This is a genomic window from Streptomyces sp. NBC_01294, from assembly GCF_035917235.1.
In the GTDB taxonomy this organism is placed as follows: domain Bacteria; phylum Actinomycetota; class Actinomycetes; order Streptomycetales; family Streptomycetaceae; genus Streptomyces; species Streptomyces caledonius.
The window spans coordinates 19,742-45,502 of sequence record NZ_CP108423.1; the positions used below are offsets into that span (position 1 = coordinate 19,742).

A 25,761-nucleotide genomic window follows, 5' to 3' on the forward strand; every position below is an offset into this window, starting at 1 on the left:
GGTGCAGCCCCGCCTGACGTCTCCTCAGGACTTGGCGGTGAGGGGGTTTACCGAACGGAGTCCGGGTTACTGACCTTGAAGTCGTCTTGTCGTAGGGGCTGACGGTTGCTGATTGTCGCGGTATGCCGGGTGTATGAGGTATCCGCAGGGTGGGGGTCTGACCGCGGAGAGGCAAGCGTTCCGTGAGCGGGTCCGGATGGAAGCGGTCGCGATGTTCGCCGATGGGCGGGGCAGTACGGAGGTCGCGAAGGAGTTACGGGTCAGCGTGCGATCGGTTCAGCGGTGGCGTCGTGCTTGGCTCGAGGCCGGCCAGAGCGGGGTCCGTTCTCAAGGCCCGGCGTCCCGGCCGAAGCTGAGTGACGCGTTGTTCGCCGTGCTCGAGGAGGAGCTGGCGAAGGGTCCGGTCGCGCATGGCTGGTCTGATCAGAGATGGACGCTGGCCAGAATCAAGACGTTGATCGGCTGGCGGTTCCACAAGTCCATGACGCTTTCGGGTATCTCGCAGATGCTGCGGAGGCACGGCTGGAGCCATCAGGTTCCGGCTCGTCGGGCCGTCGAGCGTGACGAGCCGGCGGTGGCCGGCTGGGTGAAGGACGTGTGGTCGCACGTGGAACCACCGCGGCGGCGCTCGGGGCCTGGATCGTCTTCGAAGACGAAGCCGGATTCTCGATGACGCCGCCGACCTCCCGCACCTGGGCCCGACGCGGAACCACACCGGTCATCCGGGTCCGTGGACGATCCCAGCGTCGCTTCTCCATCGCAGCCCTGTGCTGCTACAAACCCGGCGAACGCTCCCGCCTCGTCTACCGGCCCAAACGGCATACCGATCACAAGAGCGGAGGCCGCAAGAGCTTTGCCTGGACCGAGTACCGCGACCTTCTCATCGCCGCCCACCAGCAGCTCGGCGGACCGATCGTCCTCGTATGGGACAACCTCAACGTCCACAAAGACCGCCGCATGCGGGCCTTCATCGAGGAGCACGACTGGATCACCGCCTACCATCTGCCGCCCTACGCACCCGACCTCAACCCTGTCGAAGGCATATGGTCCATCCTCCGCAGGACCAGCCAGGCGAACACCGTCTTCACCGACCCCGACCACCTCATGCGCCGGCTACGACACGGCCTACGCCAGATCCAATACCGCAGCGACATCATCGACGGATGTCTCACCGGCACCGGACTCACCCTGACGACACCACGACTACAAGGTCAGTAGACGCGTGGATACCGGAAGCGAACACCACGCGGGTGGGCGCCTCCGGAGCGGGTCCCGGCCGCATGACGACCTCTCCCCCGGCGTCATGCGGCAGGCCCGCCCGCACGACGGGCTGCCGCCTGGATCCGTACGGCACCCGGGCGGCCCCACACCCCGGCCACCCCTCCCCGGCCGGAATGCGGAGCCGCCCGGCAATCCCCCGGCGCCGGCGCTCAGACCGCCGCCCCCGGGCAACGGACCCCGACGGCAGCAGCCCGGCGCACACCCGACAGCCGCCCCTCGCCCGTTCGGCTGTCCCCGCTCACAAGGCCCTTTCTTGCTCCCCCTCTCACGGGGCCTGGTCCATTCCGTCCGCATCGCTGAGGCCACGCCATGTGAGAGAGCGCTCCGTTAGTGGCAAAGGCGAACCTCCTGCAACTGACGAACATTCAGGGCTCGGTCGTTCTCCGGCTCCCGCTGGACGTCTCCCAGGCGCCGGTCGCCCGCGACCACGTCCGTGGAACGTGGTTCCTCAACCTGTTCTACGTTGGGCGGTACTACTACAACAGAGACGGGCTGGCGAAATGAGTGAGGTCGTTGCTCCGTGAACCGTACGGATTCCGCCATGCGCGGTCGGACGACGGTACTCGTCGGCGCGGCATGCGCCGTGGCATTCGCCCTGGTCGGCGGTCTGCTGTACGGGGCCGCCACGCTGTTGATCGGCGCCGACGGGCAGTGTGACGAGCCCAGGGGCGTGAAGCGCCTGGCACAGGTCTCGGCCATCGCCGTTCCGCCGGCGCCGGCCGGGGCGGCCCCCGTCCCGGGCGCGAGCGGCGCCGAGTGCATGGACGACAGCGGCACCGAGGTCTGGCTGGTCGCCAACACGTACTACACCTACGACGGCGATCCCAACAAGGTGATCGACCACTACTGGGCCGCCGCTCCTGCCGCGGGCTGGAAGGCCACCGGGTCACGCCCGAAAATCACTCCCGGCTCCCTGCCCAAGGACATGTGCTTCCACAAGGAAGTGGACGGGAAACCGACGCTCCTCAGCGTCTTGTACTCCGCGGACAAGGAGTACTTCGTGTCCGTGAACGCGATCCTCGACGGATCCCGTCCCGACTGCTGAACCGGCCGCTGGTCGGCATGGGGTGCCCTCCGGGTCCGTACGGACCCGGAGGGCACCCTTCGTCATTCCGGCTGCGGCAGGCACGTGCTCCGCATGCTGCTCGACTCCGGACGCCGGCTCGTCGGTCCGTCGGTCCGCCGGTCCGCCGGCGGCCACGATGTTGATATCTCTCTCTCCCGGACCCGTTCTGACCCGACGCTCACGCCCACGGGGCCCGGGACCTGCGGTTTCTTTGTGGACGGGTGGGTCCGCTCTGCCGTAGTTTCCCTCTGCGCGCTCATCCCCGGGCGCCTTCATTCCGTGCCCGTGGGGGGTCCACACCATCATGTCCTCGTCCCGTTCCGGCGTTCTCCGTCCCCGCCCGCCCCTGGCCGCCCCGGCCTCCGGCCCCGGCCGCGGCCTGCTCACGGGGGTGTGCGCCCTGCTGTCGGCAGCCGCGGCAGGCGATCTCTTCTCCCTGTACGCCGGTGTTCGGGCGCACTCCGCGGTGGAGGGGGACGGGGAGTTCGCCTTCGTCTCCGAGGACCGGTGGGCGGCTCTGGAGATGCTCTTCTTCAGGGTGAACCAGGTGCAGGTGCTGGCCTTCGTGGCCTGCGCGGCCGTCTTCATCACCTGGTTCCACCAGGTCCGGCGGCGCGCCGGAGCGCTGGAGCCCGCCGGGTTCAGGAGCGGGCCGGGCTGGGCTGTCGGGGCCTGGTTCGTTCCGGTGGCCTGTTTCTGGCTGCCGTACCGGATCGCCGTCCAGGCCTGGACGGCCGGCCTGCGGGGCGCCAAGGGGGCCTTCTGGCCGGTGAACCTCTGGTGGGCGTCGTTCGCCGGCTCGGTCCTGCTGGGCCAGTACGCGAGCCTGCGCTATCGGCGGGCCGAGGACCTCGGGGCCTTCGTCGACGCGGTGACCCTGGGCATGGTGGCCGACGCCCTGAACATCGTCGCGGCGGGCGCGGCCGTGTACTTCGCCGTGCGCCTGACCCGCATGCTGGCGCCCGGAAGCAACCCGGCCCAGCCGCCCCTCAACGCCTGACCCACCTCCGCAACCCCGCCCGTGGCGCGCGTGTGCGCGGGGGCGCCTCAGCCAGGGGCGTCCTCACCGGGGCGCCCTCGCCCGGGTGTTCTGGCAGGCCGTCAGCAGCCGGCGCCCGTCCGCATGAAATCGGCCGTCGCCTCGCCGGACGGTCCCCGTGCCGCCCCCGTGACGCCCCCGTTCAGCGTCCCTGGATCCGGCCCTGGTCGCTCAACCTTGGTCGAGGTCAAGCGATATGATCATATGGTGGCATGACCACGAGGACTCTCTACCTGCTCTGCTCCGCCGCCCCACCTGTCTTCGACGTCGCCCACGTCATCGAAGACGCCCAGGCCCGCGGCTGGGACGTATGCCTGGGCCTCACCCCCACCGCCGCCCACTGGCTCACGGGCAGCCTCGACGGACTCGCCGCACTCACCGGGCACCCCGTGTGCTGGCAGTACAAACTCCCCGGCGAACCGGACGTCTGGCCCGAGGCCGACGCACTCCTCTTCGCCCCCGCCACGTTCAACACCATCAACGCCTGGGCTCTCGGCCTCACCCACAACTACGCCATCGGCCTCGCCGCCGAAGCCGCCGGCAAAAGCATCCCCACCATCGCCATGCCCTGCCTCGACACCGCCCTCGCCGCGCACCCCCAACTCGAAACCTCCCTCGCCACCCTGCGCACCGCCGGCGTCGAACTCCTCTACGGCGAAAACGGCTTCGCCCCCCACCGGCCCGGCTCGGACACCGTTCCCCACTACCCCTGGCACACCGCCCTCAACGCCATCAACCAGACCACGGCCCACCGCTGAACCGCCCCAAGCCGACACGAGACGTCGCAGTTCTCCACGCCGGACCGCAGTCGCGACGTGGGAGGAGATCGACACCCGCCCCGCCCCGACCCGCCCCCGATCGGTCCGCCCGGAGCACGGGCCGGTGGGCATACTGCTTGCATGGGCCAGTGGACGGCAGTCGTCACCGGTGCCCGTGCCCGGCTGGGCGAGGCGCTCTTCCTGCGTGTGGCGGGGCCATCGGGCCCGGCCAACCGGAACCGGATCCACCTCACGCCCGGTCCACGCTGGTTCGGGCCGGACCACCCGGTGCGGCGGGTCCACGGCGACGCCGCCCTCTTCGTCGGCGGGATCAGCGCCCTGCTTCTGCAGTCCCTGCATCCGCTGGCCATGGCCGCCGTGGCCCAGCACTCCGCGTACCGGGAAGATCCCTGGGGCAGGCTCCAGAGCATCAGCACCTTCCTCGCCTTCACCACCTTCGGTACGGCGGACGACGCGCAAGGGGCGGTCGACCGGGTCATCGCGGTGCACAGGACGATCAGCGGGCGGGCACCCGGAGGGGAGCCGTACACGGCCACCGACCCGGCCCTCCTGGAATGGGTGCACGACGCCGAGCTGACCTGCTTCCTCCGCTCCCAGCAGCACTACGGTGCCCACCCGCTGAGCCCCCCGGACCAGGACGCGTACGTGGCGGGCATGGCGCGGGTCGGCGCGGCACTCGGCGTCACCGACCCGCCACGCACCGCCGCGGGGCTCGCCGCCCGCATCGAGGCCTACCGGCCACAGCTGCGCGGCACCCCCGAGGCCCGGGAAGCCGCCCACTTCATCCTCCGCCGCCCGCCCCTGCCGTGGGCGCTGCGCCTGCCGTACGCCGCCCTGGCCGCGGGTGCGGTCGTACTGCTGCCGGACTGGGCCCGCGTCGAGCTGGGGCTGCACCGGCGGCTGCCGCTGGAGCGGTGGTGGGTCGGCCCCGCGGCCCGCGCGGCGGTCTGGCTGGTCCGGTGGTCCCTGCCTCCGGCGCCGGTGCCGGCCCGCGCCGCTGCCCCGCCGGCCCCCTGACACGCGGCGGCGGGGGTTTCGCCGGGCCGGAAGGCGGGCAGCCGCCACGACGGGGGCTCGACACTGCGCTGCACCGAACCGAACCGCACTGCACCGCACTGCACTGCCACCTGAACGATCGGAGATCGCCGTGAGCAGCTCGGGCACCACCGTGGACGACAGCTGCCTGGACGCCTTGCAGGAGCTGAAGAGCAGACGGGAGATCAACACGGTCGTCTACCGGCTGGACGAGCCCCTGGCGACGGTGGTCGTCGAAAGCAAGTCCAACCTCACGCACGAGGAGATGCTGGAGTCGCTACCCGCGAACGAGCCCAGATTCGTCCTGTACGACCTGCATTTCGCCGCGGCGGACGGGGCCCGCAGGAGGGATCTCGTGATGATCTTCTGGATCCCCGACGGGGCGCTGCCCGCGCACAAGCTCGCCTACGCCTCCACCCACCGCGTCCTGCGGGATGCCCTCGACGGCATCCAGGTCGACGTCCGGGCCACGACCCTGTCCGCCCTGGCCTACGACGAGCTCGCCTCCCAGGCGGTCTGACGGACGGGATCGGCGACCGCCCCTGTTTGCGGTCCCCCGATCGGGTAGGTGCAGACCATGTCCGCTCTATTGACCGACAGCACCCTGTCCCTGTTGCTCCACGGCTACGCATGGGCCCCCGACCTGCGCCGGGCCCATGACGGAGCACCCGTGGTGCCCACCCACCTGTTCGGCCGTCCTGCGGCACTTCTGCACGGGCCCGAGGCCGTCGACCTCTTCTACGACGAGAGTCGCGTCCAGCGGCACGATGCCCTCCCGGCGCCGGTGCTCGACACCCTCTTCGGCAAGGGCGCGGTGCACAGCCTGGACGGGCCACGGCACCGGGTACGCAAGGAACTGTTCACCTCCCTGCTCATGTCCCCGGGCGCCATCAGTGCCCTGACCGAGAGCTTCGAGGGCGGCTGGCGCGATGCCGTGACGGCCTGGGAAGGCCGCCGGGTGGTCCTCTTCGACGAGGTGGCCACACTGCTCACACGGGCGGTCTGCGACTGGGTGGGGCTGCCCGTCACGGACGACGCGGCCCGGGAGATCGGTGAGGACTGCGTCTCCATGGTCGACGGCTTCGCCGCCGCCGGACCCGGGCGGCTGCGGGCCCGACACGCCCGGCACCGTCAGGAGCGGGCCCTCGCGGCCGCCATCGCCGACCTCCGCAGGAGCGGACCGCACCCGGACGGTGTCTTCTCCCCCTCCCAGCGCACGTCGGTGCCCGGGAGCCCTCTGGAGGCCGTCGCACTGCATCGCGAGCAGGACGGCACTCTGCTGGACCCGCACACGGCGGCCGTCGAACTGCTGAACATCATCCGTCCCACCGTCGCCATCGCCTGGTTCGCCGTCTTCGCCGCCCACGCCCTCCACCGGCAGCCGGGCGGGCTTGACCAGCTCCGGGACGGTGGCCCGGCCCACGCCCGTGCGTTCGCGCACGAGGTCCGCCGGTTCTACCCGTTCGTGCCCTTCATCGGAGGCGCCGCCGTGCACGATCTCAGCCTCTCCGGTCACCAGATCGCGGGCGGGACCCTCCTGCTTCTCGACGTGTACGGGCACCACCACGACCCGGAGCTCTGGGAACGGCCGTACCACTTCGACGCCGGACGCTTCCTCGGACACGAGCCGGGCCGTGACGCACTGATCCCGCAGGGCGGAGGCGACGCACGCACCGGTCACCGCTGCCCGGGCGAGGACCTCACCCTTTCCCTGCTCGCCGCGCTCTCGCCCGCCCTGGCGGATCTCGACTTCGCCGTGCCCCGGCAGGACCTGTCCATCCCCCTGAGCCGGATCCCGACCCGGCCCCGCAGCGGATTCGTCATCGACGTCGCAGGCCGGCCGGGGAGCCGCCGCGCCCGGGGGTTCCAACCCCCCGTGTGAACGCGGCGAAGGCGCCAGACTGATCACGCCTACCCCCCACCGGGGTGGGTAGCCGCCCGCCAGGGGCCGCTTCCAGCAGCGCGAGGAGCCTTCCATGACCCGACGTGTGCACGAGGTGATGACCGAGAATCCGGTGACGGTCGACAAGCTCACGTCGCTGGCGGAAGCGGCGCGGGTGATGCGCGATGCCGACATCGGGGACGTCCTCGTCGTCGACGAAGGCCGCCTGCGCGGCATCCTCACCGACCGGGACCTGGTCGTCCGTGCCATGGCCGAGAACAGGGATCCCGCCGAGACGACCGTGCAGGCCATCTGCAGCAGTGAGCCGGTCACTGTCCGTCCCAGCGACGACGTCATCCACGCCGTCACCCTCATGCGCCGGAACGCGCTGCGGCGCCTGCCCGTGGAAACCGAGGACGGCGAGCTCGTCGGCGTCGTCACCCTGGGCGACCTCGCGGTCGAACAGGACCCGGGGTCGGCCCTCGCCGCGATCGCGGCAGCGGAACCCGGCACCTGACGAGCCCGTTCGGCACCTGAACCTGAGGACCCCGCCGGCGGACGGGTGCGCCCATCCGGGGCGGGACCGGCGTGTGGCGCCGGTCCCGGTCCGCCCCGTGGCCGTAGGTTTCGCAGCGGGAAGTGCCCGGCCGGGTACGGAACGTGCTGAGGGACAGGGACACAGGAAGGGGGTACCGGCGATGACCGAGCAGCGGACCGTCACCGTATTCGGCGCGACGGGACATCAGGGAGGCTCGTTCGTACGGGCCGCCCTCGCGGACCGGGACAGCGGCTTCGCGGTGCGCGCGGTGACCCGTCGGCCGGACTCGGACGCGGCCAAGGAGCTGGAACGGCTCGGGGCCGAGGTGGTCCGGGCCGATCTCGACGACGAGGACAGCCTGGTCGCGGCGTTCGAAGGCGCGTACGGGGCGTTCCTGGTGACCAACTTCTGGGAGGACATGGACGCCGCGCACGAGAAGGCGCAGGCGGCGGCCCTGTCCCGGGCGGCGTCGCACGCGGGTGTGCAGCACGCCATCTGGTCCACCCTGGAGGACACCCGCGAGTGCATTCCGCTGGACGACGACCGGATGCCCACGCTCCAGGGCTCGTACAAGGTCCCGCACTTCGACGGCAAGGCCGAGGCCGACCAGTACTTCACGGACGACGGCGTGCCGACCACCTTCCTGCGCACCACCTTCTTCTGGGAAAACCTGTTCGGCGCGTTCGCCCCGCAGCGCGCCGAGGACGGGACGTTCGAGCTGAACTTCCCCATGGGCGACAAGAGGCTCTCCGGAATCGGCGTCGACGACGTCGGCAGGACCGCGCTCGCCATCCTCAAGCGCGGCACCGACTTCATCCCCGCCACCGTCAGCATCGCGGGCCAACACCTGCCCCTCGCGGACATGGCCGCAGCGCTCTCCAAGGAGCTCGGACAGCCCGTGCGCTACCGGCCCCTGACACCGGACGCGTTCCGCGCGCTCGGCTTCCCGGGCGCCGACGAGGCGGGCAACATGTTCCAGTTCTACGCCGACTGCGAGGCCCGCTTCACGGGCGCCCGCGACCTCGACGCCGTGCGCGCCCTCAACCCGGCCCTCCAGGACTTCTCCACGTGGCTGGCCGCACACCGCGACAAGTTCCACTGGAGCTGAGAACCGAGAACTGAGCCCCAAGGCCGAAAGCTGTTACCCCGTCAGGCATGGATGCAGGCAGGCAGGCGGCGGGTCGTAGCGTGGCCCCATGAAGACGATCCCGGTGTCCTGGACCTCCGCGAGCGCCCGCCGGATGGAGCGGCAAGGGCTCCTCACCCCTGCCACCACCGCCGAGACCCCGCCCGCCGACATCGCCGGGCGGATGCTCGGGGCGCACGCGCAGGTGGCGTCGGCGGCGGAGCTCTCCATCGCGCTCCGGTTGGACGGCGCGACGCGCACGGACGTACGCGACGCCCTGACCGGCGGACAGGAACCCGCACGAGGCAGGGGCCAGGCACCGCGACCGGAACCGGAACCGGGCACGCTGGTCAAGACCTTCGGGCCGCGCGGCACCATCCATCTGCTGCCCGCACAGGATCTGCCCTGGTGGACCGGGGCCCTCTCCGCCCTCCCCACGCTCCCCAGCCCCTTCCGCCCGGAGGCCCGGATGACGGCCGCCCAGACGGACGAGGTGATCGCCGCGATCGGCGACGCGCTGACCGACGCCGAACTGACGGTGGACGAGCTCACCGAGGCGATCGTGGAGCGGACCGGACCCTGGGCCGCCGACCCGGTCATGCCCGCCTTCCAGACCATGTGGCCGCGCTGGCGGCAGGCCACGCACGCCGCCGCCCATCACGGAGTGCTGGCGTTCGGCCGAGACCGGGGGCGCAAGGTCACGTACACCAACCCCCGCTGCACCCCCGCCTCCCCCACGCGGTCGCTGCACGAGCTGGTGAACCGCTATCTGCGCGCCTACGGGCCCGCCACCGCCGACGACTTCGCCACCTGGCTCGCCGCCCCCAAGGCCTGGGCCGCCGAGCTCTTCGCCTCCCTCGCGCAGAAGGGGAGCATCGAGGAGGTGGCCTTCGCGTCCGGCCGGGCATGGCTCGCCGCCGGCGACACGGTCTTCCCGGACGAACCCGCGCGCGGCCTGCGCCTGCTGCCGTACTTCGACGCGTACGTCGTCGCCGGCCGCCCCCGCGAACTGCTCTTCCCCGGCGCTGCGGCCACCCGCGCCCTGGCCGGCGGCCAGGCCGGCAACTACCCGGTCCTGCTGGTCGACGGCACGGTCGCCGGCGTCTGGCACCAGCGCCGTACAGGCCGGCGCATCGCGTTCACCGTGGAGCCGGTGGGACGGCTGAGCGCGGCCCACCGCCGCACGCTGGACGAACAGGTGGAGCGTACGGGCGCGATGCTCGAGGGAACTCCGGAGCTCACCCTGGGCAAGGTCACCGTAGGCCCCCACGCCTGACCCGCGTATCGCCGCGCCCCGATCGTGCCGTTCCGCGCATGGCACTCCGTCCATGGCGCTCCGTCGGCGCAGCCTGGCCGGCGGCATCCGGGGCCGTGCCCGCCGGAGGGGCCATGCCCACGGCGTGGCGAGGTCGGGGCGCTTGGGCGCTGGGTCATGATCGGCTGCGTGAAGACTTCCGGACGTCTGGCCGCCCTCACGGTCGCGGGCCTGCTCGCCGCACTCCCCGCGTGCTCGGAGTCCGACGGCCGTGGCGGCGGGACGGGGGCTCGTACCGGCGTGGACACCGCTCGGGCGGGGGCTGCCGGAGCGGTGTTCCGGGGCGGCCGCCCCGCTGCCGCAGGCGCCGGTGACCCGTACTTCCCGGAGCTCGGCAACGGCGGCTACGACGTCACCCACTACGCCCTGACTCTGGCCTACGACCCCGGCAGCGGCCGCCTCGAGGGCACTGCGGAGATCACCGCGAAGGCGACCGCGGACCTCAGCGCCTTCAATCTCGACCTCCTCGGCATGGAGGTGCAGAGCGCCACCGTCGACGGCCACAAGGCGCGGGTTCGGCACGACGGGCAGGAGCTGACCCTGCAGCCGCGCGATCACCTCAGGAAGGGCGCCGCCTTCCGCACCGTCGTGCGGTACGCGGGCACGCCGGAGTCGATCACCCATGACCACGGGTGGCGCGAAGGCTGGTTGAGGACGGACAACGGAGCGGTCGCGTTCGGTGAGCCGACGGGCTCGATGTCCTGGTTCCCGGGCAACCATCACCCCTCGGACAAGGCCTCGTACGACATCACCGTCACGGTCCCCAAGGGGGTGCAGGCGATCTCCAACGGGCTGCTGCGCGCCCGGCGCACCAGCGGCGACCGCGCCACCTTCCACTGGCACCAGGCCGAGCCCATGGCCAGCCATGTGGCGACCGTGGCCATCGGCAGCTACGACATCAGGACCTCCCGGACCCGATCGGGCGTCCCGGTCGTGTCGGCGTTGGACACGACCGCGAGCGTGGACGAGGACGGAGCGGTACTCGGCCGGTTCCCCGAGATCATGGAATGGGCCGAGGGGAGGTTCGGTCCCTACCCCTTCTCCGCCGCCGGGGTGATCGTCGATCAGGCGGCCGATGTGCCCTACGCCCTGGAGACCCAGACCAGGCCGACCATTCCGGCCGGCATCTTCCACACCACCAACGTGGTGCACGAACTGTCCCACCAGTGGTTCGGCAACTCCGTCACCCCGCGGACCTGGCGGGACATGTGGCTCAACGAGGGCTTCGCGACCTATGCGGAGTGGCTGTGGACCGAGGACCACGGTGGGGCCAGCGCCCAGGATCACTTCGACCGCAACCACGCCAAGGCCGCGGACGACGACGAGTGGGACTTCCCGCCCGCCGAGCCGCCGAGCGCCTCGGACATCTCCGGCCAGCCGGTGTACGTGCGCGGCGCGATGGTGATCCACAAGATCCGCCAGGCCGTGGGCGACGAGGACTTCCGTACCCTGGTGCGGGGCTGGACCCTGCGCCACCGCCACGGCCACGCCTCCACGGCAGACTTCACCGCGTACGTGGAGGCCGAGGCCGGCCGGGACCTCGACTCGATCTGGGACTCGTGGCTCTACGGCGACGGCAAGCCCGCGTGATGGGGTCGACGCGGTGTCAGGTCCTGATGCGCCGGCGGGCGGTCTCGACGAGCTTCATGTACTTGTCCCAGTCCCACGCGGTCCCGGGGTCGTCGTGAGTGGACAGCGGGACCTCGACGTGGCCCAGAATGTGGTCCCGGTCGACCGGCACGTCGTACTTCGCGCAGATCGTGGCCGTGAGCACGGCGGATGCCTCGTACATCTCGTCGGTGTAGACGGGCTGATCGGTCCAGCCTTCGTGCTCGATGCCGATGCTCCGGTAGTTGTACCAAACGCTGCCGGAGTGCCAGGCCACGTCGCGCTCGCGCACGCACTGGGCGATCCGCCTGCCGGTCGCGCTGATCATGTAGTGCGCGGACACCCTCTCGGCGGGGTCGTTGAACTTGGCGAACATGATCGGCAAGATGTCCGTCGTCAGGTGAATGACGACGTATTCGATGGGGTACGCCTCGGGACGGTCGGAGGGCGAGTAGTTGGACTCGGAGGCTTCGACCCAGACGGCGGGGGCGTAGTCCACCGAGGGGTCCGTTCGCAGGGGCGCAGGCGGTCCGGCGGCGGCGACGGGAGCCTTGGCCTTGCGCACGGGTCTCGGCAGCGCAGCTTTCGCCTTCTCCTCGGGCCTCATCAGCTGGGGCAGCCCGACAGCGGCCAGAGCCGTGCCCGCCGCGCCGGCAGCACCCCACAACAGCCGTCGACGGCTCAGCGGGCTGTCTTCCATGGCCACTCCTCATGAGGTCGAGCAGGCAGGCAGAGGACGACGCGCCGCGAATCGTGACATCACGATAGATAGGCGACACATCACTTAATCTGATGCTTCACCAGGGCCCGCACCCCAGCAAGCCGGTCCTCCACCACTCGGCGCACACCCTCACCCCTGACCGGGCAGCATAAGAGGTCGGGCGCACGGGCCCCCTGCCCCCATCTGCACCCATTTGGGCGAAAACTCGATCAGACCCTGCCCATCGAGCCGAACGCGAGCCATGGTCTGTCCAGAGAAGACAGGCTCGACGAAGGGTACGGAACGTTGAATTTGAGGCGCACCGGAACGATCCTGGGCGGAGCCGCGCTGGCCGTGCTGACCCTCCCGGCCAACGCTCACGCTGCAGCCGTCGCTTGTGGCGGAGGTGTGTCGACCGGCCGTGTCGCCATCAACGGCTGCATCAGTGCCGAGCGGGGATCCGCCGGCAGATTCCCCACCCGAGAGATCACGGCACACATCAAGGCGCGCAACACCGGCACCAAGGCGGTGAATGTCTCGTACGAGGCGTTCTTCCGTGTGGTCGACGGTGGTCACTGGGTGAAAGTGGGCAGCGGTCGCGCCTACGTCCGGGCCGGCGAGGCCATCGGACCTGTCGAAGTGGGAAGCACGACCCGGGTATGCGGCCCCGTAAAGGTCGAGATCCGCGTACATGCTCGGGCCGACGGCGCTGCCTGGAGCGGCTGGTCTCCCGCAGCCACGAAGCAATGCCAGACCTGAGCTTCTGCGCTCCTGCGCTCCTGCGCTCCTGCGCTCCTGCGCTCCTGCGCACTCTGGGCCGACGGGCCGTGGCACACAGAGGGGTGGGCTCCTGTCATCTCCTGCGGGACGACGGCGGGGACGGAGGCGAGGGTGAGGGCGTGGGTGTGGGGGAGGGCCCCGAGGCTCGTACGTTCAGGGGCGGTTCGGGAGCGGTGGCCGAGAGTTCCGGCTCCAGGCCCTCCTGCATCGCGGCCGTCCGGCGCCGCCCGGTGTCCGCTCGCCAGGCTTCGAAGACCAGCGTCGTCGCGGTGACCACGGCGAGGCCGAGCAGCCATCCCCCCACCACGTCGCTCACCCAGTGCACGCCGAGCGCGACGCGCGTGTAGCCGACGCCCAGCACGGAGACCGCCGCGAGCGCCCAGGGAAGCGGCCGCCAGGCGCGGGGCACCAGGGGCAACAGGACCAGCAGGAGGACGGCGCAGGAGGTGGTGGCCGTCATCGCGTGGCCGGACGGGAAGGAGAACCCGGGCGCGTGAGCGACCGGTTCGGGCAGATGGGGTCGTGCGCGCTCCACCACGCCCTTGACCAGCACCCCGGTCAGGGCGCCGGCCGTCGCGGTCACGGATGCCCAGGCCGCGAGCCGCCAGGCGCGGCGGGTCAGGAGCCAGAGCACGAGCAGGGCCACCAGCAGACGCATCGTCACGGGGTCCCACACGAAGCCGGTGAGCACGTCGAGGACGCGCACCCAGCCGGGGCGGCCGAGGGCGGCCTCGTGCAGCCGCTCGGCCACGGCCTGGTCGAGCCGGTACAGCGGCGGCCACCGGGACTCCACCAGGACCAGGGCGAGGGCGAAGGGCACTGATGCCGCGGCCGTGGCGGCGGCGGTCAGGAGCAGCCTCGCGCCGAAGGTCGCGTCGGGGCCGGAGTAGCGTGCCGGCAGGGCCCGGATGGTGGCGCGCTGTGTTCGGCGGGGCGGACCGGTGCTCGCCGGCTCCGGCGCCCGCGCGGCCCGGCCGAACAGCACGACGGACCCGACGATCAGCAGCGTCGCAGCGCCGTTGAGCAGGCCGCCCGCCACGTCGGTGGGGTGGTGCATGCCTCGGTACACGCGGGACAGCGCGACGGCTGCCGGAACGAGCAGCGCAGCCGCCACCGCGGCGTACCGCCACCGTCCTCGGCCGCGTGTCCTCAGCAGCACGATGACGGCCAGGCCCGCGTAGAGCGCGACGGACGCCCCGACGTGCCCGGACGGGAAACTGGAGGTCGGTGGCGCACCGTCCAGGCGGGGGACGTCGGGGCGCGGTCGTCGTACGAGCGCCGCCACCACCAGGAACACGGCGGACTGCGCGGCGACCGACGCGGCGAGGAACAGGGCCTCGGCCCGCCACGCGACGCGCGGCAGCACGAGCATCGCCACGACGCAGACCAGGGTCACGGCGATGACGCTCTCCGTGTCGGCCAGCACGGAGAGCCACCGCGTGACGGCCGTGAGCGGTGGGACGCGTTCCTCGGCGAGGTACCGGTTGGCCCGGTCCTCCCACGACAACATCCCCTGGTCCGCCGACGCTCCGGTGACCAGTGCCCCCAGGCCCGCCATCAGCGCCGCCTGGACCGGCAGGAGCAACAACAACGGCCATGCCCTCGCACGCCGGGCCGGGCCTCTTTCTCGCATCATTTGGGGTCTTGTTGCCCCGGCGGACCCGATGATGCGCCCGGCGCGGCCTCTGTCTGGGGATCCCGGTGTGCCGGGTGGTCCGTTTGGATCCGGCGATCCCGTTCAGACGGGGAGAGACGTACCGGGTCCGCCATCCCCCGGGCGGTGGTCGGCGGTGTCGGGTGGCGAGAGGGGCCGCGCCGAGGGGGCGAAGCTCGTGACGAGTGAGGGAGGGGCCCGTATATGACGACATCGGGAGGGGGCCGGCGCGGCAGGGGCGACGGCGCGGCATCGGTGGGTCGTGACGTCGTGTTGGCGGTGGGGCTGGTGGGGATCTGCCTGGGCGGGTCGGCCCTCTTCGTCAGAACGGCCGCGACGGCGGGCGGCGACGAACCGGTGATGCCGATCGTCGTGCTGATCGTCCTGGCCGCCGGCGTGGCGCTGGCACGGTGGAGCGTAGCTGCCGGCCGACACCGCTCCCCCGCGCTCGGGCCGGGCTCGCGCAGGCCCGTAAGGCCGGACGCGCCGTCACCGTACGCTCCGTCGGCGGGGGCGGAGGCTGAGCCGGAGGCGGAGGCGGGGGCGGAGGCGGGGGCGGAGCCGGAGGCGGTCGGCCTGCCCGAGGTGGGGGTCGGCGCCCTGGACCACACGGCGGTGGACGCCGACGGCTTCGAGCACACGGTTGCCGCGTTGTGCGCCCGTGACGGCTGCCCCCGGGTGGAGGTGGTGGGCGGGGCGGGTGACTTGGGCGCCGACGTGATCGCCGTGACGGAGGAGGGGCTGCGCGTGGTGATCCAGTGCAAGCAGTACGGCGAGGGCAACCGGGTCGGTTCGCAGGACCTCCAGCGCTTCGGCGGTACCTGTTTCGCCGTGCATGAGGCCGATGTGGCCGTCGTCGTGACCACCAGCGCCTTCACCGCGCCGGCCGCGGAGTACGCCGCCGCCTGCGCCATCGTCTGCGTCGACGGCGAAGGCCTGGCCGCGTGGACGGAGTCGCGTACGCCGCCCCCGTGGGAGGCCGCCGCCGCGTCGCGGGCGGAGGAACGGGAAGCGGAGGGGGTGACGGGTGCCGGCGCATAGGGAAGGGAGCCCAAAGGGGCCCGAGGGACGGGTCGAGTATCGCCGCTGTCTTCTTCCACGGGCGGGAGCCTGATGCCGTCCGGGCCGGGCCGCCTGGGTGACATCCGGCCCGTTGCGATGAGTACGGGCTCCTCTGCCGGTCTACTCTGCAGTCCCATCGCCCCGGAGGAGCGGCAGATGACCGATACGACGACTCTCGACCTCGGACCACAAGCCCGGATCGTGGCCCGTCTCGCGGCGGGCGTCCCGGACGCCCGGCTCTCCGACCCGACGCCCTGCCCCGAGTACGCGGTCAGCGCCATTCTGGGCCACCTCACGGGCCTCGCCGTCGCGTTCCGCGACGCCGCCCGCAAGGACATGGGCCCCATGACGGACACGGTCCCCGACCCGGCCGCATTCTCCCTGCGCGCCGGCTGGCGCGAGGAACTGCCCCGGGTCCTCGGCGAACTGGCCGAGTCCTGGAAGGATCCGGCCGCCTGGACCGGTATGACCCGCGCGGGCGGTGTGGACCTGCCCGGCGAAATCGCCGGTGCGGTGGCCAACGACGAACTGGTGATCCACGGCTGGGACCTGGCCCGGGCCACCGGCCAGGAGTACGCACCCGATCTGGACGCGCTGCGCGCCTCGCATGCGTTCCTCCTGGCGGCCGCCGAGGACGAGGACCGCGGCGGGGGCATCTTCGGAGCCGTCGTGCCCGTACCCGACACGGCCCCGCTGCTGGACCGGGCAGTGGGTCTGAGCGGGCGCGACCCGGGCTGGACACCTCCGGGAACCCCGTGACGCGGGCGACCGGCTGTCCCCCGACGGCCTCGAGGTGTGGCGGTGGTCGGCCGCGGAGGCTTCGATCCGCGGCCTGGTGAGGACGGGGCGGTCCTCTCCCCGTCACCACTGGCAACGATGCGCCGCTGATCACGTCCCGGACGATCGCGGTCCTCCGGATCCACCTCACAGCGGTCGCCCGACGATCCTCTTCGCGCGGCTCCGGAGACGGTGTCCGGTGTCCGGTGTCGGGTGGGGCAGGGGGCATGGACCCGCCCAGGCCGCCGCGTGGCGGCGGACGGTGGTGCGGTGTGGCGTGGGGCTCAGGGTGGGCAGGGGCGGTTCTGTGGCCGGGGGTGCCGGCCGGGACCGGGGGATGTTCGATGGCGCCGATCGTGCTGGTGCACGGGATCTTCAACCATGTCCGTGGGGCGACGCCCGAGGCTGCGGCGCTGCGGCGGGCGGCGGATTGCCGGCCGAAGCTGGCGGAGGGCCTCGCACGGCTGTCGGTGGAGGTGCCGGAGCTGGTGATGGCCTACTACGCGGATCTGCTGCGGCGGGAGCTGCCCGAGCAGGCGCAGTCGGCCCGGATCGAGGCGGACTTCGAGGATCTCGGCGGCGGGCAACGGGCGGAGGCGGCGGAGTGGCTGATCGCGGCGGGGGCCCCGGTACCGGAGGATCCGCAGGATATGGGCCTGACGCCGCTGCGGCAGATGCTGGGCTGGCTGGTCGCCGAACGCGCCGGCCGCTTGGGGGCGGCGGCGCGGGAACAGCTGATCGGCCGCCTGGAGCGGACCGTCGTCACGAACCTGCGTGAGGTGGAGGCCTATACCTCTTGGCCGGATCGGCGGCGGCTGGTGCGTGAGCGGGTGGCGGGTGTGATCCGGCGTGAGGCGCCGTCGGTGGTGATCGCGCATTCGCTGGGGTCGTACATCACTTACGAGACGCTGCACGCCTTCCCGGAGCTGGAGGTGGAGCTGCTGGTGACGGTGGGCTCGCCGCTGCGGGTCCCGGCGCTGGCGCGCCGGCTGGATCCGGCGCTGCGTGCGGGCCGCGGGGCACGGCCCGCCGGTGTGAAGCAGTGGGTGAACTTTGCGGATGTCGGCGATGTGGTGGCGGTGCCGCCCAAGCTGGAGGAGGTGTTCCCGGTCGATCAGGACGAGGTGTGAGACAACGGGCTGGGGTTCCACGGGTTCGGCGGGTATCTGGCGAACGGGTTCCTGGCGGCCGCCATCGCTCCGTACGTTTCCTGACAGGACTTCAGCCGCCCCGGCGTCGTGGCGTGACCTGCCGGGCCGGGCTGAACCGGGCCGGGGCAGAGGTGGGGACGGACGGGAAGAGGCGCGCGGTCGAGGGGTCGCCGCCGTCAGGTGGACAGGGGGGTCTTGTGGTGCGGGCATTGGTGGCGGGGGGTCGGGTGTTTTCCCGAGCCGTATGTCAGCGAGGACGACGAGGCCGACGGCGTCCCAGCCTTCACACCGCTGCCGGCCGTCGCTGAGGCGGTACGGGAGCTGGCCTCTGCCCTGGAGCGAGCCGGTGCCATGATGGGCGGGGACCCGCTGCTGGAGTGTGACGAGGGCGAGTTCATGCGGCGCTGGCGAGAGCTGCGCCGGCACCCCGGTCACGGCGAGCCTCTCGTCGTACATTTCGCCGGCCACGGCATTCAGGCCGGCAGTGGCGGCCTGTACCTGGCCGCATCGGGCGGCGAGGCACGCGAGGACTTGCTCGCCGACACCTGTGTCAGCTTCGGACGGCTTCTGGAAGGAGCCGAGAACTGCGGGCGGCCGGTGCTGTTCCTGCTGGACGTGTGCGAGGCAGGTCAGGCCGTCGTCCAGCAACAGCTCGCCGACCTCGCGGCCCGCCGGCGGCAGGACGCACCACGGAACGTGTGGATCATCGGGGCCTGTACCAGCGGCGCTGTCACCTACGGAGCCCGCTTCAGCACCGCCACAGCCACGATCCTGCACCAGCTGGCCGACGGCGACCTCGACATCACCCCCACGGTGGAGTACGTGCCCCTCGCGGACTTCGCCGTCGCCGTCGACCGTCATCTCGCCCGCACCGACCGCGCCGCCGGACGCCCCCGGCAGACCCTGCTGCTCACCCCGCAGGTGCGTGCGGACCCCGAGCCGCAACCGTTCTTCCGCAACCCCGCACACACCGCCGACCCCCGGGGAGACCTCTTGGCCGGCATGGACCCGAGGCTGCGCGAATTCGCCCTCGGCTGTGCACCCGGCCTGGACCCGCTGCACTTCGCGACCCGCGCGGCCGGCAACCCCACCGCGAACGACATCCTCTTCTCAGGCCGCCGTTCCCCACTGGACCGCATCCAGGCATGGACAGAACGCCCCGCGTGCCGGTCAGGAACGGCTCCTGGTGGTCACCGGCGGACCGGGCAGCGGAAAGTCCGCGCTCCTCGGCGTCACCGCCTGCCTGCTCCACCCCGAACTGGACCCCCTCGGCAACCGTGTCGCCCGGGCGGTAGAGCACTTCGACCCCCGGCAACCGGACACCGTGCTCGCCGTCCACGCCCGCCAGCTCACCCTCCGGCAGATCACCGACTCCCTGCGCCACCAACTCCACCACCAGAAGCAGCATGGCACCGGCCCGACCCGCACCGGATCAGGCGGGCCATCACCGCGGTCAGACGGCCCGGCCGGCGCTGAACAGGCAGACACGGCTGAGCTCGTGGCCACACTGCGCGCTTGCGGCGACGTACTCGTGATCCTTGACGCTCTGGACGAGGCCGACGATCCCGCCGCCGTGGTCAACAGGCTCCTCCTGCCCCTCGCCGCCGCCGACACCGGTACGGAGCCCTCCGGTTGCCGCGTCGTGATCGGCACCCGGAAGTGGTGGGACACCCTGCCTGCGCTGCGCCACTATCTGACCGAGTACCCCGATGCGGAACTCGACCTCGATCCCGCCACTGACCATGACCGTCGTGTCCTCGCCTGCGACCTCGAGACCTACTTGCGCGGGCTCCTCCCCCGCCGCCGCTATCCGCGAGACGAAGTCCGCCGCATCGCCGACCGGCTCGCCCAGTACAGCGACCACGGCGCCTTCCTCGTCGCCGCCCTGTACGCCGACCACCTGCTCCACAGCGGCCAGCCGATCGGCTCAGGGCCGCCCTGCACCATCACGGAAGTCTTCGACCTTCACGTCCAGAGCCTGGCCTCGGACGATCCGTGGATCCGGGCCGTTCTCAACGTCCTCGGCCAGGCCCGCGGCCAGGGCATGCCCCTCGACCTCATCCACGCGGCCGCCCTTGCCCAGCAACCTGCCGGCCCAGGCCGGACCACTCCCCCACTCGCCGACACCCGCCGTGCCCTCGCCAAGACCGCCTTCTACCTCCGGACCACCCCCGATACCGACCACCGCCTCCTCTACCGCTACTTCCACCAGGCCCTGACCGACCACGCCAGGCCCCACGCCGACCCCGCCACCGTCCACCGCGCCCTCGTCGCCCGGCATCCCCACCACCGAGGACGGCACCCCCGACTGGGCCGACGCCCACCCCTACCTCCTACGCCACGCGGCCGCCCACGCCGCCGCAGCCGGCGGCGACGCTCTCGATCAACTCCTCACCGACCCCTGCTACCTCCTCCACGCCGACCCCGACACCCTCGCCCCTCACCTCCACCACGCACGTACCGAGCAGGGCCTCCTCCACGCCGATATCTACCGCACCACCGTCACCCACGACCCGCGCCGCCACCACGCCGAGGCCCGCCGCGCCCTGCTCGCCCTCGACGCCGCGGCTTGGCAGCAGTCCGGCCTCGCGCGCACCATCACCCACGCCCCGCTCGCCGGGCGGCCCGTTCCTCCGACTCCGGCGTGGGCGACGCGTCAGACCCACGCCGCCCGGCGGCACACGCTCACCGGCCATACAGACGTAGTGCGGGCGGTTGCGGTGGTGGAAGGCCCGGACGGGCCTCTCGCGATCACCGCCGGCGACGACAGGACGGCGATCGTCTGGGACGTGGTCAGCGGCGCCCGGCGCCACACGCTCAGCGGCCACAACGGAGACGTACGGGCCGTCGCGGTGGTGAACGGCCCGAAGGGACCCCTCGCCATCACCGCCAGCAATCACGGGACCGCGATCGTCTGGGATGCCAAGAGCGGTAGGGACGTCTCGCGCACCCACCTGCCGCACGGAGGGATCCAGGTGGCCGCAGCCGGGACCGGCTTCATGCTTGCCTACGGGCGGGAGGTTGCGTACTTCGCATGCCCATGCCCCTGCCCATGCCCATGCCCATGACGAGACAGCGTGCACGATGAACGGTCGCAGCACTGACCACCACTGACCTGGCCCAGTAACCCAGACACGCCGCGGCGGGGCTGCGGGCTTGCAGGCAGCACCCGGCATTCTGGTCTGGAGCTTGAGGGGTTTGAAGCGCGACACCGGGGCATCCCACAACGAGGCCCCGCGTTTGCCAGCGCCTTTGCCAGCCGACAGGAGGCAGCAGTGACCACCTACGTCATCACCGTGCCCGGCACGTTCCTGAAGGACGTCGACGATGCAGCACGCTCCGCGCTGGCCAGGAGGCTGGCCTCGCACCACACCGACTTGAGCGAGGCCGAAGACGTGGAACTGCTCACGGTCCACGAGGACGGTACCTTCTCCGTCCGGCTCGAAGTCGAGGCCTCGAACCGGGCCACGGCCGAGGCCGACGCCGTCCGCCTGGCAGCCGACGCCCTGGAAGAGCTGGGGTTCTCGGAGAAGGACGCGCCCCTGGGACCTCCGGCGGTCACAGGGGTCGACGGCGAGTCCTGAGCAGAACGCCGGGTATCCGGCTACGGGGTCCCCGCCCGGTAGGGCCCTGAAGCGCGCATGACCACTGGCCACTCCCTCAAACCCCTCCCCGGCGAACCGATCAGGCCACGTCGTCCCCTCTCCTCCGCGTGGCCCACGCCACCGGGCGCTGGTTCGCTGCGCGGCCATGCGGGTGACGTACGGGGAATGGGCAGGAGCGGGGAGAGGTTTTCACAGAGTAGGCCTTCCGTCCTGAAGGAGGATGCCGTGGCACTGTCCCGGACCGAGCGTGAGCAGTTCCTCGCCGAACCCCACATCGCTGCCCTCGCCGTGAGCGCGGGCGATGACCGTGCGCCGCTGACGGTACCGATCTGGTACCACTACACCCGCGGCGGCGACATCTGGATCATGACCGGCCGCGACTCCCGCAAGGCCGAACTGATCAAGTCCGCGGGCCGGTTCAGCCTGATGGTCGACCGCGTGGAGCCGACGATCCGGTACGTGTCGGTCGAGGGCCCGGTCGTCTCGACCGTACCGGCGGTGCGCGAGCAGCTGGTGTGGATCTCCTCGCGGTACCTGCCCCCTGAGAAGGTGGACGGCTACGTCGACGACGCGTGGAAGAACCACGGCGAGCAGGTCGTCATCCACATGCGTCCGGCACGGTGGGTGAGTTCGGACCTCGGCCAGGTGTAGACCGGCCGCTGCTCCCGGTGGTGCCGGCCTCAGCTCGGCGAGCCGTCGGCATGCCCGGGCCGAACGGCGTCGGGCAAGCCGCTACCGATGCGAAGGGGACCGACCGACCCGAGCCTCAGGGCCCCTCCCGGACGTCTCCTCTACTGGATGTTCAACCCCACCGGATGCGCGCCGTCCGCCGGACACACGAACACCCGCAACTCCCCGAAGCGCCCCACGGTCAGACCCGGATCACCGCCGCTGTCCACCGTCAGGAACAACCGCATCCCCGCCCCGCACACACCGCAGTCCACCCGCATCCGATTGGTCAGGTGCCAGCTCGGCCACCCTCCGACCTTCCACCCGGGCCTGCAGGCCAGCGTCCGGTGGTACTCCGTCCCCCGGGCCCGCGCCCACGCCTCACCCCGCTCGAACAGCTCCTCCGGTATCTCGTCGCCCGCCGGCAGGTCCACCACCTCCGCCGGATCCAGCACACACGGCCGAGCCACATAGATCCCCTGCGCCCCCGCCGACCGAGGGGCCTCCGCCACGGCCCCCACGTCCGACGACGACCGGAACCTCACCGTCACCGTCGGCCCCCAGTAGAACCGCCGGCCTGCCGGCTCCGCGTGATCCTGCGGACACCACAACACCTGCACCACATCCGCGCCTCCGGGCCACTCCCACCCCGGCACATCCCGCGCGAACACCTGCACCACGGGCACCATGGGCACCCCGTCACCGACCCCGGCCGGCTCGCACCGCACACGCTCCCAGGACGCCAGGTCAAGGGACCCGCCGTCCATGATGCGGTCCATCAGCTCGGAATCCTCCGCGCCGACCACCGACACCCGCCGTCTCCGGCGCTCCCGCCTCCGACGGTCGATCCCCGCCCAGAGCTCCCGCTCCTCGTCGGTCAGCGCCTCGCGCACCTCGACGAGTCGCGGCTCGCGGCACACGGGCCACGCCTCCTCGACCGGCCACAACAGCGGTCCCCCGATGGAACTCTCCCGCACACCGGGCGTGCCGGCCGTCGGCCGGAGGAGGGTGGCGGAGCGGGCGTAGGGGGCGAAGTCCGGTAGCGCGGCGGTGAGGTCGGTCATCGGGGCAGGCTAGGGCATCTCAGCGAGTGCCACACGCCCACGAGCTCCGCCTTCACCCGACACGGGTTCTCACCGTAGGCAACCACGGCTGCGAACACCGCATCCAGGGCGGCCTGGAGCGGGTCGGCCTCGGCGGCGTCGAGCAACGTACGGGTCAGCACTGACAGTTGCGCCGCCCCCGCGAGGCTGCCTCTCGCTCAACTGGCCCGGTTCTGCGGGACTCTGCCTCGTCGCCGTCGACACGGGGGGCGTCGGCAGCGGCTGTCGGGTGGTGGCCTCCGGTGACGCTTGTTCAGGCGGTCGCTGGTAGTGCTTTGTTACCCGGTCTTGTCACGTCGGGTGTTCGGTAGTTCGCTGGTTGTATGAGGGCTGGGGAGCTTGGGGCGGTGCGGGTCCGGTTGGAGGAGTTCGCTTCGGAGGTGTTCGCGCCGCTGGTGCGGCGGGACTGGCTGGAGAAGGGCCAGTTGTATCTGCGGGGCCTGTTGCTGGACGGCCGACGCAAGGTCGATGCAGCCGATGGCCGAACGCCTCGGAATCGATCACCAGCAGCTGCAGCAGTTCATGACGTCCTCGACCTGGCCGGTCGAGGACGTCCAGGCCCGGCTCGCATGGCGGGCCGTGGCCGCGGTGCGGCCCGAGGTCTGGGTCGTGGACGACACCGGCTTCCCCAAGGACGGAACCGCCTCGCCGGGCGTGGCCCGCCAGTACTCGGGCACGCTGGGCAAGGTCGGCAACTGCCAGATCGGCGTCAGCGTCCACGCCGCTTCCGACACGGCCTCCTGTCCGCTGTCCTGGCGGCTGTTCCTGCCGGCTGGCTGGGACGGGCCCGAGGCGGCCGTCCGCCACAAGGCCTGCCGGATCCCCGCCACCGAACACCACCGCCCCAAGTGGCAGCTCGCGCTGGACATGCTCGACGAGCTGTCCGCGATCGGTCTGCGGCCCGCCGCGCTGGTCGCCGACGCCGGCTACGGCGCGAACGCCGACTTCCGTCACGGCCTTCAGGACCGGGGTCTGGCCTACGTCCTGCAGGTCAAGGGCGGGATGACCGCCCATGGTGAGGAGGCCGAGCCGCATCAGCCCGCCTGCAGCGGGCTCGGGCCCCGCCCTCTGCCTCGATACCGCACCCGGCCACGTTCCTTACGCGACCATGTGCTGGCTGCCGGGCGGAGCCGTGGCCGGACGCTGACCTGGCGCAAAGGCTCCAGGGCCGCGATGAGCTCGCACTTCGTGCACCTTCGGGTCCGCCTCGCCGGCCGCCGCCCGAAACCGGCAGCCGACGGGACGATCCCCTCGTCTGGCTGATCGCGCAGTGGCCCGAGGACGAGGCGGAGCCGGTGAAGTACTGGATCTCGAACCTGCCCGCGAACATCCCTGCCAAGGACCTGGTCCGCCTGGCGAAGGCCCGGTGGCGGATCGAGCACGACTACCGCGAGCTGAAGACCGTCCTGGGCCTGGACCACTTCGAGGGCCGCTCGTTCACCGGCTGGCACCGCCACGTCACCCTCGTCACCGCCGCCCACCTGTTCCTGACCGAACAGCGGAGGAGCCCCAAAGCCCCTGCCAGGGCCTGACCCTCTACCAGGCCCTGGACCTCCTCCAACACCTACTCGCCACCTGGACCGGCACCTGCCCCACCTGCCGACAACCCACCCCATGGCAGCCCCACGACACCAGCTAACAAAGCACTACTAGGGCCTGTCCGGCGGATCTTGTGACCGTCGTGGCATCGGGTCGTTGGCATGAGCATGGGGCGGGGAGATTTAGCGCATGAGGAGTGGGCCCGGCTGAAGCCGCATCTGCCGAAGTCCGGGCAGCGCGGCGGCCGGTGGGCCGGCCACCGCAGGGTCATCAACGGGATCCTGTACCGACTGCGCACGGGGGTGCCGTGGCGGGATCTAGCTGCGCGTTTCGGCCCTTGGAAGACGGTGTACGAACGGCACAGACGCTGGTCGGCGGACGGCACTTGGGACAGGATCTTCGCGGCCGTCCTGGCCGACGCCGACGCGGAAGGCCGGATCGACTGGTCGATGGTAAGCGTCGATTCGACCTCCTGCCGGGCCCATCAGCACGCCGCCGGGGCTCGTAGGAAACCGCCACGAGTGCCGGGAAAAGACGCACGCCCCGACAGCACCGCCCCGACGAGGGACTCGGACGCTCCCGGGGCGGTCTGACCTGCAAGATCCACCTCGCCGGTGAGGGTGGACGCCGCCCCCTGGCCCTGCTGATCACTCCGGGCCAGTGGGGCGACGCTCCGCAGCTCATCCCGGTCATGGACCGCATCCATGTCGCCCGCCTCGGCGGCGGACACCCGCGCACGCGGCCCGACCATCTCGGCGGCGACAAGGCGCACTCCTCCCGCCGCAACCGCCGCTACCTGCGACGACGCCAGATCAAGCACACCATTCCCGAACCGAAGAACCAGCGGGCCAACCGCCAACGAAGGGGCAGCAAGGGCGGCCGGCCCGCAGGCTTCGACAAGACGATCTACAAGCGCAGGAACGAAGTCGAGCGGACGATCAACGCGTTGAAGAACTTCCGGGCCGTGGCGACGAGGTTCGACAAGCGCGGCTACGTCTTCCAAAGCACCGTCACCGTCGCCTCGATCCGACTCTGGCTTCGCCCGTGATCTC

Annotated in this window: 27 protein-coding genes and 2 pseudogenes; 22 read left to right on the top strand and 7 right to left on the bottom strand. The window is 71.5% G+C overall.

The window, feature by feature from the left end; all coding sequences use genetic code 11:
• Positions 1-133: 133 nt before the first annotated feature.
• The 12 genes from OG534_RS38515 to OG534_RS00175 all read left to right on the top strand — a co-directional run bounded on the left by OG534_RS38515 (position 134) and on the right by OG534_RS00175 (position 11,651).
• Positions 134-1,218, top strand: a protein-coding gene (locus OG534_RS38515) for an IS630 family transposase (RefSeq protein WP_442807010.1) whose coding sequence is annotated in 2 segments (ribosomal slippage) — positions 134-659 and positions 659-1,218 — 1,086 coding nt in all. Because the reading frame shifts where the segments join, the coding sequence is not laid out codon by codon here.
• Positions 1,219-1,611: 393 nt separating this feature from the next.
• Entirely contained in the window at positions 1,612-1,785 is a 174-nt protein-coding gene (locus tag OG534_RS00125) for a hypothetical protein (RefSeq protein ID WP_326586021.1), read from the top strand.
• Positions 1,786-1,822: 37 nt separating this feature from the next.
• Complete coding sequence (locus OG534_RS00130; protein ID WP_326586022.1) at positions 1,823-2,326, top strand: hypothetical protein; 504 nt, start codon at positions 1,823-1,825, stop codon at positions 2,324-2,326.
• Positions 2,327-2,651: 325 nt separating this feature from the next.
• Positions 2,652-3,347 (top strand): DUF4328 domain-containing protein, encoded by a 696-nt coding sequence (locus OG534_RS00135; RefSeq protein WP_326586023.1) that lies wholly within the window; start codon positions 2,652-2,654, stop codon positions 3,345-3,347.
• 251 nt (positions 3,348-3,598) lie between these two features.
• Complete coding sequence (locus OG534_RS00140; protein ID WP_326586024.1) at positions 3,599-4,144, top strand: flavoprotein; 546 nt, start codon at positions 3,599-3,601, stop codon at positions 4,142-4,144.
• Between the two features lie 141 nt (positions 4,145-4,285).
• A complete protein-coding gene (locus tag OG534_RS00145) occupies positions 4,286-5,182 on the top strand; it encodes an oxygenase MpaB family protein (RefSeq protein ID WP_326586025.1) in 897 nt (298 codons plus the stop codon).
• 130 nt (positions 5,183-5,312) lie between these two features.
• The gene (locus OG534_RS00150) at positions 5,313-5,720 is read left to right on the top strand and encodes an actin-binding ADF family protein (RefSeq protein ID WP_326586026.1); all 408 of its coding nucleotides are present in this window, start codon (positions 5,313-5,315) and stop codon (positions 5,718-5,720) included.
• Positions 5,721-5,777: 57 nt separating this feature from the next.
• Positions 5,778-7,082, top strand: a complete 1,305-nt coding sequence (locus tag OG534_RS00155; RefSeq protein WP_326586027.1) for a cytochrome P450 — start codon at positions 5,778-5,780, stop codon at positions 7,080-7,082.
• A gap of 94 nt (positions 7,083-7,176) precedes the next feature.
• A complete protein-coding gene (locus OG534_RS00160; protein WP_326586028.1) occupies positions 7,177-7,599 on the top strand; it encodes a CBS domain-containing protein in 423 nt (140 codons plus the stop codon).
• A gap of 181 nt (positions 7,600-7,780) precedes the next feature.
• Positions 7,781-8,728 carry an NmrA/HSCARG family protein gene (locus OG534_RS00165; protein ID WP_326586029.1) on the top strand — a complete coding sequence of 316 codons (948 nt, stop codon included), beginning with the start codon at positions 7,781-7,783 and terminating at the stop codon, positions 8,726-8,728.
• An 88-nt stretch (positions 8,729-8,816) separates the two neighbouring features.
• On the top strand, positions 8,817-10,022 hold the full coding sequence (locus tag OG534_RS00170) for a winged helix DNA-binding domain-containing protein (protein ID WP_326586030.1): 1,206 nt from the start codon (positions 8,817-8,819) through the stop codon (positions 10,020-10,022).
• 156 nt (positions 10,023-10,178) lie between these two features.
• Entirely contained in the window at positions 10,179-11,651 is a 1,473-nt protein-coding gene (locus OG534_RS00175; RefSeq protein ID WP_442807011.1) for a M1 family metallopeptidase, read from the top strand.
• A gap of 16 nt (positions 11,652-11,667) precedes the next feature.
• On the opposite strand, the gene OG534_RS00180 is transcribed toward OG534_RS00175, so the two are convergent.
• A complete protein-coding gene (locus OG534_RS00180; protein WP_326586031.1) occupies positions 11,668-12,369 on the bottom strand; it encodes an N-acetylmuramoyl-L-alanine amidase in 702 nt (233 codons plus the stop codon).
• A gap of 408 nt (positions 12,370-12,777) precedes the next feature.
• On the opposite strand from OG534_RS00180, the gene OG534_RS00185 reads away from it, so the two are divergent.
• Positions 12,778-13,128, top strand: coding sequence for a hypothetical protein (locus tag OG534_RS00185; RefSeq protein WP_326586032.1), 351 nt, complete (start codon positions 12,778-12,780; stop codon positions 13,126-13,128).
• Positions 13,129-13,222: 94 nt separating this feature from the next.
• On the opposite strand, the gene OG534_RS00190 is transcribed toward OG534_RS00185, so the two are convergent.
• On the bottom strand, positions 13,223-14,050 hold the full coding sequence (locus OG534_RS00190; protein WP_326593399.1) for a phosphatase PAP2 family protein: 828 nt from the start codon (positions 14,048-14,050) through the stop codon (positions 13,223-13,225).
• Between the two features lie 105 nt (positions 14,051-14,155).
• A pseudogene (locus OG534_RS00195) lies at positions 14,156-14,785 on the bottom strand (phosphatase PAP2 family protein); the annotation flags it as partial.
• Positions 14,786-15,007: 222 nt separating this feature from the next.
• Here OG534_RS00195 and OG534_RS00200 point away from each other — a divergent pair.
• The 4 genes from OG534_RS00200 to OG534_RS00215 all read left to right on the top strand — a co-directional run bounded on the left by OG534_RS00200 (position 15,008) and on the right by OG534_RS00215 (position 19,269).
• Complete coding sequence (locus OG534_RS00200) at positions 15,008-15,844, top strand: restriction endonuclease (RefSeq protein WP_326586033.1); 837 nt, start codon at positions 15,008-15,010, stop codon at positions 15,842-15,844.
• A gap of 177 nt (positions 15,845-16,021) precedes the next feature.
• Complete coding sequence (locus OG534_RS00205) at positions 16,022-16,624, top strand: TIGR03086 family metal-binding protein (protein WP_326586034.1); 603 nt, start codon at positions 16,022-16,024, stop codon at positions 16,622-16,624.
• A gap of 362 nt (positions 16,625-16,986) precedes the next feature.
• Positions 16,987-17,772: a hypothetical protein gene (locus tag OG534_RS00210; RefSeq protein WP_326586035.1), complete on the top strand. Its 786-nt coding sequence runs from the start codon at positions 16,987-16,989 to the stop codon at positions 17,770-17,772.
• A 372-nt stretch (positions 17,773-18,144) separates the two neighbouring features.
• Positions 18,145-19,269 (top strand): hypothetical protein, encoded by a 1,125-nt coding sequence (locus OG534_RS00215; protein ID WP_326586036.1) that lies wholly within the window; start codon positions 18,145-18,147, stop codon positions 19,267-19,269.
• Here the strand turns inward: OG534_RS00215 and OG534_RS00220 are convergent.
• From OG534_RS00220 to OG534_RS00230, 3 genes are read right to left on the bottom strand one after another with little or no spacing between them, the layout of a single operon-like run.
• The gene (locus OG534_RS00220) at positions 19,247-19,702 is read right to left on the bottom strand and encodes a hypothetical protein (RefSeq protein ID WP_326586037.1); all 456 of its coding nucleotides are present in this window, start codon (positions 19,700-19,702) and stop codon (positions 19,247-19,249) included. The genes OG534_RS00215 and OG534_RS00220 overlap by 23 nt on opposite strands.
• An 18-nt stretch (positions 19,703-19,720) precedes the next feature.
• A complete protein-coding gene (locus OG534_RS00225) occupies positions 19,721-20,074 on the bottom strand; it encodes a hypothetical protein (protein ID WP_326586038.1) in 354 nt (117 codons plus the stop codon).
• 52 nt (positions 20,075-20,126) lie between these two features.
• Positions 20,127-20,399: a hypothetical protein gene (locus tag OG534_RS00230; protein WP_326586039.1), complete on the bottom strand. Its 273-nt coding sequence runs from the start codon at positions 20,397-20,399 to the stop codon at positions 20,127-20,129.
• Between OG534_RS00230 and OG534_RS38520 the strand changes: the two genes are divergently transcribed.
• The 3 genes from OG534_RS38520 to OG534_RS00240 all read left to right on the top strand — a co-directional run bounded on the left by OG534_RS38520 (position 20,391) and on the right by OG534_RS00240 (position 22,049).
• Entirely contained in the window at positions 20,391-20,861 is a 471-nt protein-coding gene (locus OG534_RS38520; RefSeq protein ID WP_442807196.1) for a hypothetical protein, read from the top strand. The two genes, OG534_RS00230 and OG534_RS38520, sit on opposite strands and share 9 nt — an antisense overlap.
• 207 nt (positions 20,862-21,068) lie before the next feature.
• Complete coding sequence (locus tag OG534_RS00235; protein WP_326586040.1) at positions 21,069-21,377, top strand: hypothetical protein; 309 nt, start codon at positions 21,069-21,071, stop codon at positions 21,375-21,377.
• Positions 21,378-21,623: 246 nt separating this feature from the next.
• Positions 21,624-22,049, top strand: coding sequence for a pyridoxamine 5'-phosphate oxidase family protein (locus OG534_RS00240; RefSeq protein ID WP_326586041.1), 426 nt, complete (start codon positions 21,624-21,626; stop codon positions 22,047-22,049).
• A 140-nt stretch (positions 22,050-22,189) separates the two neighbouring features.
• Here the strand turns inward: OG534_RS00240 and OG534_RS00245 are convergent, their stop codons facing one another.
• Complete coding sequence (locus OG534_RS00245) at positions 22,190-23,131, bottom strand: hypothetical protein (RefSeq protein WP_326586042.1); 942 nt, start codon at positions 23,129-23,131, stop codon at positions 22,190-22,192.
• A gap of 362 nt (positions 23,132-23,493) precedes the next feature.
• Here OG534_RS00245 and OG534_RS00250 point away from each other — a divergent pair.
• Positions 23,494-24,702, top strand: a pseudogene (locus OG534_RS00250) (IS701 family transposase).
• 174 nt (positions 24,703-24,876) lie between these two features.
• Positions 24,877-25,757 (top strand): IS5 family transposase gene (locus OG534_RS00255; protein ID WP_326593400.1). Its coding sequence is split into 2 segments (ribosomal slippage): positions 24,877-25,240 and positions 25,240-25,757, totalling 882 coding nucleotides; the frame shifts between segments, so codons are not numbered across the junction.
• The last annotated feature ends 4 nt before the right edge of the window (positions 25,758-25,761 follow it).